Annotated in this window: 12 protein-coding genes; 9 read left to right on the forward strand and 3 right to left on the reverse strand. The window is 70.2% G+C overall.

The window, feature by feature from the left end; all coding sequences use genetic code 11:
* Nucleotides 1–13 precede the first annotated feature (13 nt).
* The 5 genes from HKK74_RS28145 to HKK74_RS28165 all read left to right on the forward strand — a co-directional run bounded on the left by HKK74_RS28145 (nucleotide 14) and on the right by HKK74_RS28165 (nucleotide 5,030).
* Nucleotides 14–1,204, forward strand: coding sequence for an ABC transporter permease (locus HKK74_RS28145; RefSeq protein WP_187246453.1), 1,191 nt, complete (start codon nucleotides 14–16; stop codon nucleotides 1,202–1,204).
* A 227-nt stretch (nucleotides 1,205–1,431) separates the two neighbouring features.
* Nucleotides 1,432–2,649 carry a helix-turn-helix domain-containing protein gene (locus tag HKK74_RS28150; protein WP_187246392.1) on the forward strand — a complete coding sequence of 406 codons (1,218 nt, stop codon included), beginning with the start codon at nucleotides 1,432–1,434 and terminating at the stop codon, nucleotides 2,647–2,649.
* A gap of 74 nt (nucleotides 2,650–2,723) precedes the next feature.
* Nucleotides 2,724–2,990, forward strand: coding sequence for a hypothetical protein (locus tag HKK74_RS28155; RefSeq protein WP_187246393.1), 267 nt, complete (start codon nucleotides 2,724–2,726; stop codon nucleotides 2,988–2,990).
* Nucleotides 2,987–3,409: a hypothetical protein gene (locus HKK74_RS28160; protein WP_187246394.1), complete on the forward strand. Its 423-nt coding sequence runs from the start codon at nucleotides 2,987–2,989 to the stop codon at nucleotides 3,407–3,409. The genes HKK74_RS28155 and HKK74_RS28160 overlap by 4 nt, the downstream gene beginning before the upstream one ends.
* Before the next feature lie 448 nt (nucleotides 3,410–3,857).
* Nucleotides 3,858–5,030 carry a hypothetical protein gene (locus tag HKK74_RS28165; protein WP_187246395.1) on the forward strand — a complete coding sequence of 391 codons (1,173 nt, stop codon included), beginning with the start codon at nucleotides 3,858–3,860 and terminating at the stop codon, nucleotides 5,028–5,030.
* 368 nt (nucleotides 5,031–5,398) lie between these two features.
* Here HKK74_RS28165 and lepB read toward each other — a convergent pair whose 3' ends face one another.
* On the reverse strand, nucleotides 5,399–6,106 hold the full coding sequence (lepB, locus tag HKK74_RS28170; protein WP_187246396.1) for a signal peptidase I: 708 nt from the start codon (nucleotides 6,104–6,106) through the stop codon (nucleotides 5,399–5,401).
* Between the two features lie 327 nt (nucleotides 6,107–6,433).
* Here lepB and HKK74_RS40280 point away from each other — a divergent pair, with 327 nt between their 5' ends.
* From HKK74_RS40280 to HKK74_RS28190, 4 genes are read left to right on the forward strand one after another with little or no spacing between them, the layout of a single operon-like run.
* Complete coding sequence (locus HKK74_RS40280) at nucleotides 6,434–7,315, forward strand: ABC transporter permease (protein WP_222722828.1); 882 nt, start codon at nucleotides 6,434–6,436, stop codon at nucleotides 7,313–7,315.
* Nucleotides 7,312–8,154: an ABC transporter permease gene (locus HKK74_RS28180; protein ID WP_187246397.1), complete on the forward strand. Its 843-nt coding sequence runs from the start codon at nucleotides 7,312–7,314 to the stop codon at nucleotides 8,152–8,154. The genes HKK74_RS40280 and HKK74_RS28180 overlap by 4 nt, the downstream gene beginning before the upstream one ends.
* The gene (locus tag HKK74_RS28185; RefSeq protein ID WP_187246398.1) at nucleotides 8,147–8,914 is read left to right on the forward strand and encodes an ABC transporter ATP-binding protein; all 768 of its coding nucleotides are present in this window, start codon (nucleotides 8,147–8,149) and stop codon (nucleotides 8,912–8,914) included. Before HKK74_RS28180 ends, HKK74_RS28185 begins: the two co-directional genes overlap by 8 nt.
* A 40-nt stretch (nucleotides 8,915–8,954) precedes the next feature.
* Nucleotides 8,955–9,953: an ABC transporter substrate-binding protein gene (locus HKK74_RS28190; RefSeq protein ID WP_187246399.1), complete on the forward strand. Its 999-nt coding sequence runs from the start codon at nucleotides 8,955–8,957 to the stop codon at nucleotides 9,951–9,953.
* Between the two features lie 92 nt (nucleotides 9,954–10,045).
* Here the strand turns inward: HKK74_RS28190 and HKK74_RS28195 are convergent, their stop codons facing one another.
* Together HKK74_RS28195 and HKK74_RS28200 are read right to left on the reverse strand one after the other, a co-directional pair.
* The gene (locus HKK74_RS28195; protein ID WP_187246400.1) at nucleotides 10,046–10,798 is read right to left on the reverse strand and encodes a class I SAM-dependent methyltransferase; all 753 of its coding nucleotides are present in this window, start codon (nucleotides 10,796–10,798) and stop codon (nucleotides 10,046–10,048) included.
* 60 nt (nucleotides 10,799–10,858) lie between these two features.
* Complete coding sequence (locus HKK74_RS28200) at nucleotides 10,859–11,599, reverse strand: IclR family transcriptional regulator (RefSeq protein ID WP_222722829.1); 741 nt, start codon at nucleotides 11,597–11,599, stop codon at nucleotides 10,859–10,861.
* Between the last annotated feature and the right edge of the window lie 93 nt (nucleotides 11,600–11,692).

Here is an 11,692-nt window from a genome sequence, read left to right on the forward strand (position 1 = left end):
GACGGGGAAGGCGATGAAGCCTCCGGTCCCGGCCCGTCTCGGCCCCGGCGACGTCGCCAGGGTCGGCCTCTCGGGGCTGCGCGCCCGCCCGGCCCGGGTGGTGCTGTCCGCGCTGGGCATCGCGATCGGGATCGCCACCATGGTCTCCGTGATCGGCATCTCCGCCTCGGGCCAGGAGGAACTGCTACGCCGGCTGGACCGGCTCGGCACGAACCTGCTCCGCGTACAGCCCGGCGACTCGTTCACGGGCGGCGAGGTGAAGCTGCCGGCCGGCGCGGTGGCGATGGTCGACCGGATCGGCCCGGTGTTCACGGCGAGCGGCACGGGCGAGGTCTCGGCATCGATCCGCCGGACCGACCGCATCCCCAAGGAGGAGACCGGCGGGATCAACGTGCAGGCCACCACGCTCGGGCTCCTCCAGACCCTCGACGGGCGGGTGAGAACCGGCGTCTGGCTCAACGCGGCCACGGAGCGCTATCCGGCCGCGGTGCTCGGCTCGGTGGCCGCCGACCGGCTGGGAATCCAGCGCCCCGGCGTACAGGTCTGGGTCGGCGACCGCTGGTTCACCGTCATCGGCATCCTCGACACGGTGCCCCTGGCACCCGAGATCGACCGCGCCGCACTCGTCGGCATCCCCGCCGCGCGTGCGCACCTGGACTTCGACGGGCATCCGACGACCGTCTACGAACGGTCAGCGGAGAGCTCGGTCGAGGCCGTACGGGAGGTCCTGCCCCGCACGGTGAACCCGGAGAACCCCTCGGAGGTCGCGGTGTCGCGCCCCTCGGACGCACTCGCCGCCCGGGCGGCCGCCGCCGGCACCTTCACCGGACTGCTGCTCGGCCTCGGCGCGGTGGCCCTGCTGGTCGGCGGGGTCGGGGTGGCCAACACCATGGTCATCTCCGTGCTGGAACGGCGCCGGGAGATCGGCCTGCGCCGTTCGCTCGGCGCCACCCGAGGGCAGGTCCGGACGCAGTTCCTCACCGAGTCGCTGATGCTCTCGGCCCTTGGCGGGGCGGCGGGCTCGGCCATCGGCGCCGTCATCACCGTCGCCTACGCGATCGCGCGGGGCTGGCCTCCCGTCGTGCCCGCCTGGGCCCTCGGGGGCGGGCTCACCGCGACCGTCGTCGTCGGCATGGTCGCCGGGCTATACCCCGCCGTACGGGCCTCCCGGCTGCCACCGACCGTCGCGCTGAGCAGCACGTGATCCTCTTCGCGCACGGGCACCGGGTCACCGCCCACGCCGCTCCGCCCTGATCATGCAGTAGTTCGCCCCGACCGCCCGCGCATGTTCGCCGTCTGAACCAGTGCGCACGGCGCCCCCGTCGATCAAACGGATCGTGTGGGGGCGTCACTGTGTGTGCGGAAGCCTTGCGAAAGGACAAACCCCGCGCCGTACCCTGAAGTTGTCGAGGCTTCAGGAGGCGCAGGGCCATGTACGACGAGGTCACCATCGGCGCCCGGCTCAGGACGCTCAGACGCTGGCGCGGGATGACCCTGGCGCAGCTCGCCGGGCAGTCGGGTCTGTCGACATCGTTCCTGTCGATGGCCGAACGCGGACAGCGGTCACTGGATCGGCGCTCCCATATCGCGGCACTCGCCGCCGCGCTGAAGGTGAGCGAGACGGAACTGACCGGCGCACCGCACCTGGGGCACGACCCAGCCCAGTCCGACCCCCACCTCCGCATCCCCGCGATCCGCGCGGCACTTCAGACCTCCACACTGACCGAGCCGTCATGCGAGCGGGCCCGGCCGCTACCGGAGCTCGTGGCCGAGCTCGAGCAGATCGAGCCGGCGCACCAGGCGTGCGACTACCTCGCAGTCGGCGAAGTGCTACCGGACCTGATGGACGAGCTACACCTGCATGTCGCAGAACCCCAGGACGAGCGGGCCCATGCCGTGGCCTTGAAGGCACTCGTCCATGCGTGCGTGATTGCCACCTTCATGTCGAAGGACCTCGGCCACAACGACCTCGGCCACCTCGCGGCCGTCCGGGCAGACCATGCCGCCGCCTTCCTCGACGATCCGGTTCAAAAGGCGATCAGCGCATTCCTGCGCATCCACACCGCGCCCCGAGCCGGTAGCTGGGACCGGACTCTGCGCATGGCCGAACGGGCAGCCTCCGACCTCCAGCCTCACACCACCGATCCCAGAGCGATCGAGGTGTGCGGGATGCTCACCTTGTCGGCGTCGCTATCCGCTGCCGTACTCCACAAAGGGGACACGTCAACACACTGGATGGGCCAGGCGGATGAGCTGGCCGCGCGGATCCCCGACACGCCTGAGGCGAACTGGATGTCCTTCAGCAGCACGAACGTCGCTGTGTGGAAGGTCGCCGTCGCCGTGGAGAACGGCGCGGCCGGCGGCTCTGTGCTGACGCTGGCGAACAAAGTGAACGTGGACAGGCTCGGCGACAAGCGAGGCCGGCGAGCCTCCTACATGGCCGACGTCGGGCGGGGGCTCGCTCGGGATCCGAAGACCCGCGGCGAGGCCGTCCGGTGGCTGCGTGAGGCAGAGGAGACCGCGCCGCAGTGGATCCGCAACAGTGCTCCGGTACGGGAGGCAGTGGCGGTGATGCTCGAGCAGGCCAAGGTGGCGGTCGGCGGGCGGGAACTACGCGGGATGGCGGCTCGGATGGGCGTCTCCCACTGACCCGATCCGGCCATCTTCACGCGATTTCACACTCGTGAAATTTCACCGTGTGCACGCACTTACTGTGCGTGTTCATGGACGAGACGCACGCCGACGCGAGAGCGCACCTAGAACGCCTCGGGGCTGAACTCGCCGACCACGGCTGGACCGCAGAGGTCGGCGAGGACGGCAGCCGATCTGTCCTCTCGGTATGTAACCCCAACATCGCGGACCTGAACGAGGTGATCGTCTGCTCAGGTGAGACGTTCCGCTGGACGTGGGGGCAGGGCATCGGACCAGCCACCGAGGTCACGGGCGTCGCCACCCGAATCATGTACGTGCTGCGCGAGGTGGCGGAGTGAACTCCCACGAGCCACCGCGGATGTATTCGTGGTCGATCGTCGGCGCAGACGGTACCGGCGCCTGCGGCGTGAGCAACGACTACGAACTCGCTCTGGACGAGGTGGTGATGGCGCTGTGCAACGCCCGAGCCGGCTCCCGTGGCCTGGTCCACCGAGTCTCACCGAGCTACCACCGCACGGCCCTCGTCTACGAAGGCTTGGTCGCGCGCTGCCGGATCGGCACGGCCGACGCCCCCGTGTGGGACGACATTCCCCCGCCATCGGCATGGACGCATCTGCGGCCGCTGTACACCGACCCCGATCACGCCCTCGGCGACGCCATCCCGCCCGAGGCGCTCGCAGCCGGCTTCGAGGACCTCCGGATCCACAGGGAGCGCCTTGAGCGCACCACCGCATCCACCTCTACGGACAGGCGGTAGCCGTGGGCATCTCTTGGGTTTGCAGACGTGGACGCGTCGACACGGCGCGCCGACGCGTCCACACAGTTCCCCGGGATCGTGGAACCCGGGAAGGCGCAGTGACGGGCCGGCCCCCGCGGCCCTCCTGCGTGCGTACGGCCCGGCGTCACCTCGGGCACCTCGGCGCCGGGCCGTACGACTACGTTCGTCAGCGGGGGAACGGACGGCGGCGGCGTGGGTGGCATCGCCGCAGCGCTCATCTGTAGTCGCCGACTAACCAGATGAGACGACTGGTCGTCTCATCTGGGTTGATCGCTAATCTGTCCGTGTGGGCATCGGCTCCGCATGCGGGTGCGGTACCAGCGCGTCACCGACCCGATGCTGAGGAGCGTGGTGAGCGGCCAAGTGAGACGGAAGGCGACGGAGGGCCCGGCAGGCTTCGTGACAGGGCAGATGGTGGGGGTGGGGCGTGGAGCCGGCGGATGAGATCGCGGGGGGCCGGTCATGGCGGCAGTCGTTGGTGGTGGTGGTCGTCGTCGTGGGGTTCCTGCTCACCGTCTGGCAGGCGGTCGAGGCGCGGCGTGCCGTGCAGGCGCACGAGGACTGGCGGAACAGCCGGGTGTGCGCCGCCGCTGCGGTGCCGGAGTGCCGGGAGACGGTGCCCGCACAGGTGGTGGGACGTGAGAAGGACGTGTCCGGGAAGTCGGTCCATTACTGGCTGCGCTTCCGCGAGACCTCGCACGACACCGCTACCGCCATCGGGGACGTGGCGGGCGGGGCCGCGCGCACGTACCGAGTGCGGGTGCTCGACGATGACGCCTGGGCCCGCGCCGCCCCGGGCGACCGTGTCGAGCTCGTGCGCTGGCGCGGCGAGATCCGCGAGGTCCGACTGGACCCCGGCGGGCCGCGGCAGCCGGCGGTCCAGACGATTCGGCACCCCTCCCGGCTGCCGGCCCTGCCGACCGGGCTCGCCGTCCTCTTCGGCGGCTTCGCCGCCGCCTGGGCCTGGTCCGGAGTGACGTACGGCCGGAAGAACGCGTACGGGACTCCGCGCGGGATCACGCAGCGGGGAGAGGTGGCATGGTACCCGTTCGTGCCAGTGATCTCGCTGTTCGTGGGCAGCTGCCTCGTCGGTATCGCCGCAGCTCTCGGAGGCCGGACCGACGAAGGGCAGGCTCTCGGCGCCGTGCAGATCCTGCAGGTTGCGGCGGTGGCGGTGGCCGCGTGCGTCCCGGTGTTCACGCTGTGGTGGCTGTGGCAGCGCAGGATCATCCGGCGTCGTATCCGGAAGGCGTACACCGCGCCGCGCACGCCCCTGACCGAGCGCACCGTGCGGGCGGTGGTGTGGGGCGACGACGACTTCCACAAGCCCGGGTACGACGGCCTCCTCATCGGCCCAAAGGGGGTCCTGGCCAGCACCCCCGACCCCGACGTTCGCGTCGCCCTGCACCGGCTTCCGCAGGATCTGGTCCTTGACCGCATCCGAGCCTCGCGCCACGATGACCCCGCCCGGCTGGACCCCGCCCAGCTCGTGGCCGACTGCCGCACCCCGGACGGCCGCCCGCTCCACATCGGCGCCCGTCACGCGGACATGCGCTGGATCCACGGCGCCCTGCAGGCGGCAGGGCAACGGCACCCCTGACCGTGCCGCGGGCCCGGTACCGTGACGGTCCCATGACGCCCGTCACACCACCGGCACCGTGTTCCTGTTGTTCGGGTACCGGAGCGGCTCGTGGACGCGATCACGGGCTGGGAACCTGAAGTTCTGCCCGCATGCGGGCACAGGGGAGCGAGAGGCGCCGACAAGAGGGCATCCGGGAGGGCTCCGAAGGGGCCAACGGCCGTGAGCGAGCGCACAGGGGAGGGGCGTTGTCGGCACATCGCCCCTCCCCCGCTTGTGCAATGCGGCGAGGACAGCCAACCGCGGGGGCGTCTCCACAACGTCTCCGGCGCGTCTCCGGCCCGGCGCGGCAGGTCTTGGCACCCCTTCTTCCGGCACCACTCGCCGGGTCAGCCGCCGGAGCCGAGGAAGTTCCACCGGGTGGGCGGCCACACGATGATGAACGCCTTGCCGATCACGTCGTCGACCGAGATGGTGCCGGTGAACTGATCGCTCACGTGGGCACGCGAGTCCGCTGAGGCCGACCTGTGGTCGCCCATCACCCAGAGCCGGCCCTCCGGGACGGTCACGGGACCGAACGCCCGCTCCTTGACCGGGTTGTTCTCATAGATGTACGGCTCGTCGAGCGGCTTGCCGTCCACCGTGACCCGGCCACGCCGGTCGCAGCAGGCCACCTTCTGGCCGCCGACCGCGACGACCCTCTTGACGAAGTCCTTCTCACTCGCCTGCGGCACACCGAAGAACCCGCCGATCCGGCCGAGCACGCCCTGATTCGGGGGCGGGGCCTCCGGGGTCCATGACGACGGCCCGCGGAAGACCACGATGTCCCCCGGGCTCGGTTCGCCGAACCGGTACGACACCTTGTCGACCAGGATGCGGTCGCCGGTGCAGCCCGCGCACCCGTGCAGGGTCTGCTCCATCGACTCCGAGGGGATGAAGAAGGCCTGGACCAGGAAGGTCTTGACGAGCAGCGACAGGACGAGGGCGATGCCGATCAGAAGCGGAAGCTCGCGCAGGAACGACCGGTTCTTCGGCTCCTGTTTCGACCTTCGCCAGGCCGATCCGCCGAATCTGCCCGAAGAGGAATCTCGACTCACCTCCGTACTCTAGATGCACACGAGCTAAGAGCGATGTAAGGGTCCCCGATGAGGCATCGGTTCATCGGGCCGCCCCAATTCCCCGGTGTCCGTCGCATGACTCACGCTGCGTGACGCCCCCTCCGGGACAGGGGACGGATCTCCAGGGCGATCACCTGGTGAAAGCCGCGACGCGATGACGGCGAGCGTCACGTCGAGACACCCTCCGTTACAGGCGTCGAGCGCCGATTCTGTTTAGCGGAATTCAGCCCCATATGTATTGCTTCATGCAGAAGCACCACGTTAACTTGCCTGAAATCTCGGAGCCCCTGACAGGAGGCACATGTCGTGCGGCAACCCGTAAAGGACAAGGGCGGCCCGCCCTCTGTCGCGGTGCCCGAAACGGCGGCGCCAGGTGCGCGGGCCGCCCGGCGACCGGCCACCGGCGCCTGGCCGGCCAAGCGCGCCGATCTCGGTATCAAGCTGGCCGGGGTGCTCGTCGTCCTCGCCATCATGGAGCTGTGCTCACGCCTCGGGGTTCTGCCCCGTGACTGGTTCCCGCCGGTCACCTCGATGTACGCGGAGCTGTTCCGGCTCATCGTCGAGCAGCCGCTGTGGGTGGAGATCGGGCGCACGCTGCGCGCCTGGGCGGTCGGCATCGGCCTCGCCGCGCTCCTGGCCGTGCCGTGCGGAGTACTTCTGGGGTCCATTCCGCTGGCCTACCGGATGGCACGGATCGTCATCGAGTTCTGCCGGCCGATCCCGTCGGTGGCGCTCATCCCGCTCGCGGTGCTGGTGTACGGCACCGGCTTGGAGATGAAGGTCTTCCTCATCACCTTCGCCACCTTCTGGCCGCTGCTGTTCCAGACCATCTACGGGGTCCAGGACGTCGATCCGGTCGCGCGGGACACCGCGCGCGCCTACGGTCTCGGTCCGTCCGCCCGGTTCTGGGTCATCACGATCCCGAGCGCGGCGCCGTACATCGCGACGGGCCTGCGGATCGCGGCGGCGATCGGGCTGGTCCTCGGCGTCACCTCCGAGCTGGTCGGCGGGGCGCCCGGGCTCGGCCGGGCCATCGCGGTGGCACAGTCGGCCGGCAACGTCACGCTGATGTACGCCCTGATCATCACGACCGGCCTGCTGGGCCTGACCCTGAACTCGGCGTTCGCCGCCGTGGAACGCAAGGCACTGCGGTGGCACCCCGCCCAGCGCCAGGAGGTGGCACGGTGACCCTCAGGCGGCTCACGCTGTTCGCGCAGCATCTCGTCGTACCCGTCGTACTGCTGCTGGCCTTCGGCCTGTGGTCGGCGCAGGCGGAGGACTTCTTCTTCCCGCCGCTGACCGAGATCGTACGGGTCTTCGCCGACAACTGGCTCTTCGACCGCGTCGGCAGTGACCTCGTGCCCAGCGTGCTGCGACTGCTCGCCGGCTACGCCATCTCGGTGGTCGGGGGCGTCACGTTCGGTGTGCTCTTCGGCATGTCGAGGATCCTGCGGACCGCCACCGACCCGGTGGTCCAGTTCCTGCGGGCGCTGCCGGCCCCGGCCCTGATCCCCTTCGCGATGCTGGTGTTCGGCACCGGCAACAGCTCGAAGGTCTTCATCATCGTGCTCGGCACCATGTGGCCGATCCTGCTCAACACCCTCGACGGCGTGCGCGGCGTGGAGGAGCAGCAACTGGACATGGCGCGCTCGTACCGCATCCCGATGACGGCCCGGCTGGCGCACATCATCCTGCCGGCCGCGTCCCCGCGGATCTTCGCCGGCATGCGCACCAGCCTGGGCATCGGCATCATCCTGATGGTCGTCTCCGAGATGGTGGCCAGCCGTAACGGCATCGGCTACTTCGTGCTGCAGTCCCAGCGCTCCTTCGAGATCCCGGCGATGTGGGGCGGCGTCATCCTGCTGGGCCTGCTCGGCCTCACCCTCAGCTGGATCTTCGTACGTGTCGAGAACCGGGTGCTGCGCTGGCACCGCGGCGCCAACGGGCTGCTGCCCGAGTCCGACCAGAGTTCCAAGAAAGCGGGCTCCACCGCCCGGAAGAACGCCCCGGAGGTCAACGATGCTTGAGGTGTCCCGGCTCCGCAAGGTCTACGGAGCGGATCCGCAAGCCGCCCCGGCCATCGACGACGTGACCTTCTCGGTCGCCGATCGCGAGTTCGTCTGCATTCTCGGGTCCTCCGGGTGCGGCAAGTCCACCCTGCTGAGGTGCCTGTCCGGGCTCATCCCCGCGACGAGCGGCGAGATCCTGCTGCACGGCGACCCGGTCCTCGCTCCGCCGAAGGACATGGCGTTCGTGTTCCAGGACTACAGCAGGTCGCTGCTGCCCTGGATGACGGTGGCGCGTAACGTCTCCTTCCCGCTCCGCTACAAGGGCGTGTCGAAGGAGGACGCGCAGAAGGCGACCGAGGAGGCACTCGAGGCGGTGGGCCTGTCCGGGCGGCAGAAGCGCTACCCGTGGCAGCTGTCCGGCGGCATGCAGCAGCGCGTCGCGATCGCGCGGGCGCTCGCCTACCGGCCGAAGATCCTGCTGATGGACGAGCCGTTCGCCTCGCTCGACGCGCAGACCAGGTTCGACCTCGAGGACCTGCTGCTGGACATCTGGCGGCGGTTCGACGTCACGGTCCTGTTCATCACCCACGACATCGACGAGGCCGTGTACCTGGCCGACCGGGTACTGGTCCTGGAGGCGCCGGCGAAGGTCGCGCTCGACGTCGACATCCCGCTGCCCCGCCCGCGCGACCAGCTGAAGACCAAGCAACTTCCGGAGTTCGCCGAGTTGCGGACCCGCCTGTTCTCCGCGATCCAGCGCGAGCCGGCCGCCCTGTGACCGCCACGCCCGCGTCGACGAGCAACTCGGAGAGGATCAGATGAGTCCCGTCAGAAGGTTCCTCACCGCCGTGGGGGCGGTCCTCGCTCTCGCGCTGGCCGCCACGGGGTGCGGGAACGCCGACTATGACCTGTCGGCCGGCACCTATTCGGCGGACGGCAAGGCCGAGGACGGGCTGCGCAAGATCACCGTGGCGGACACGGCGGGCATGCCCGCGGCCTTCGTTCGGTACGGGATGGACCGCGGCCACTTCAAATCGCAGGGCCTGTTCATCAACTTCAAGACCTCCGGCGGCGGCACGACGGTCATCCCCACGCTGATCAGCGGCGAGCTCGACATCGCCGGATCGGCCGTCGTCTCCTGCATGATCGCGATCGATCGGGGCCTGCCCGTCAAGATCATCGCGCCGGGCACCAGCGCGTCCGACACCGCGACGACGGACTTCTCCTCGCTCCAGGTCCCCCAGAACAGCCCGATCAGGGATGTCGCCGGGCTGGCCGGAAAGCGCGTGGCGGTCAACACGCTGCAAGGTGTCAGCGACGTCGTCATCGCCGGGCTGATGGGCGCGGATCCCAAGGTCTTCTCCACCATCAAGTTCGTCGAGATGCCCTTCCCGGACATGGTCGCGGCCATCCAGCGCGGCAACGTGGACGCGGGCTTCCTCATCGAGCCGTTCGGCACGGTGGGCCTGGCCCGCGGCCTGCGTGAGATCGTGCAGCCGTACGCCGCGCTGCGGCCGGCCCTCCAGATCGGCGGCTACCTGGCCGCGTCCGAGACGGTGAAGACCAAGCCCGCCCTGATCGCCGCGTTCCAGCGCGGGGTGGCGGCGACCTCGCAGGACATCGCCGACGACCCCGAGTCCTTTCGCAGGGCGCTACCGAAGATCAGCACCCTGGACGCCGCCATGGCCGCCAAGGTCCGGCTGAACCAGTGGAAGCCCCAGAACGACCGGGCGTCGCTGGAACTCTTCGCAAGCATCATGCGCAAGATCGACTACCTCAAGCACGACTTCGACTACGGCAAGGCGGTCGTCGGCTGACCGCGATCGCACCACCGCCGGCCGGGGCCGCCATCGACCCCGGCCGGCGTGGACGTGCGGGTTCACGGTCCGGCCGGCGTGGACGTGCCGGTTCACGGTCCGGCCGCGATGGCGCGGGCCGTACGGCGGTATGCGGTCATCGTGCAGCGGGTGCGCGACCAGGGGACGTGGTGCGGGCTGGAGCCCACCCGCGTCCACCGACTGCTCAGGAGCTCGAAGAAGCCGTCGTCGGCGCAGTGACCACCCGGGCCCTCGCCGATGTAGATGAGCAGGTCGCCCCGGTAGGCGGCGAGGGCGAGCGCGGCCCACGGGTCGTCCTGGGACGGCCAGCAGAGCAGCAGGGCACGGTCCGGATGGCGCCCGGCGGCGGTGTGGTCGCCCCGCAGGGTCGTGACGTACTCGATGCCGTCGCTGTAGCCGTTGTCGGCCGGATCGCTCGGCTCGTACGCGAGGACGTCGATTCCGGCCTGCCGCGCCTGCCACGCCCAGTAGCCGGAGCCCGCGCCGATCTCGACGAGCCCGCTGCGGCCCAGCATCCGGCCCAGCCACGCGATGTCGCCCGGCGAGGGGATCGCCCACGAGTAGCGCTTCGTGAGCAGGTGATGGCCGACCGGCAGCCCTCGGGCGAAGCCGTCCGCGGCGACGCCCTCGCCGCCCTCGCCGGCTCCGACGGAGGGAAGCTGGCGCACGAGCTGCCAGTAGGGATTGTCGACGCCCTCGCGAGTGGTCTGGTCGCCGGTGCTCCCCGCGATCGGGAAGGGCACCGGGCCGGCCGTCGGAGCGGTGGATCCGAAGCCCGCCGTCCACCAGTGGTGGATCTCGGCGAGCTCTGCCGACACGGTCACGAGCGCCCCCTCGGCGGACTGACGCTGATGGTACGCCCCCGTGGACACGCCCGCGCGGGCTCAGAGCTCGGCGTGGAGCAGCTGCTGGACGGCCTCCGCCGCCTGCAGCACCGTGGGCGCCAGCTCTCGCGCGGACTCCTCCGTCGGCATGCGGCTGGACGGGACGACGACGGCGATCGCGGCCAGCGGAGCCCCGGTCACGTCGCGGAGCGCCACGGCGACGGCGCTGATGCCGCTCTCGCCCTCCTCGCTGTTGAGCGCGTACCCGTCCCGGCGGATCTCCTCGAGCTGCCGGGTCAGAACCTCCCAGTCGCTGATGGAGGCCGGCGTACGGGTGGCCAGGTCGCGGTCGCGATAGCGACGGTCGAGCTCCACGGGGGCCAGGCTGGCGAGGATCGCCTTGCCGCCCGCGGTGCAGTGCGCGGGCATGACCATCCCGGTCCGGTTGCCGACGCGCACCGACCGGGGGCTCTCCACGCAGTCCACGAAGCGGACGTTGCGGCCTTCGAGCAGGGACAGGCTGACCGTCTCGCGGGTCTGCTCGCGCAGCTCCTCGAGCACCGGTCTGGCCGACCTGCGGATGTCGATCCGCCCGATCGCGGCCAGGCCGATCTCGGTGAGCACCGGCCCGGGGCGGTAGGCGCCGTTGGGCTTGTCCTGCAGCACGAAGCCCCGCCGGCGCAGCGCGGTCAGCAGGCGGTGCGCGGTGGACCGGGCGACGCCGAGCAGGTCCGCAGCGTCGGCGACCCGCAGCACCTGCCGCTCCCCGATGAGTTCGAGCAGGCGGAGAGCGTTGTCCACCGAGCTTGATGCACCATCACCAGGGATCTGATTATTCGACATAAAGGAACTATAGCTGGATCTACTTCTGATAGCTGGAATACCTCGTTACTG

The organism is Actinomadura alba (genome assembly GCF_014323705.1).
Lineage (GTDB): Bacteria > Actinomycetota > Actinomycetes > Streptosporangiales > Streptosporangiaceae > Actinomadura_C > Actinomadura_C alba.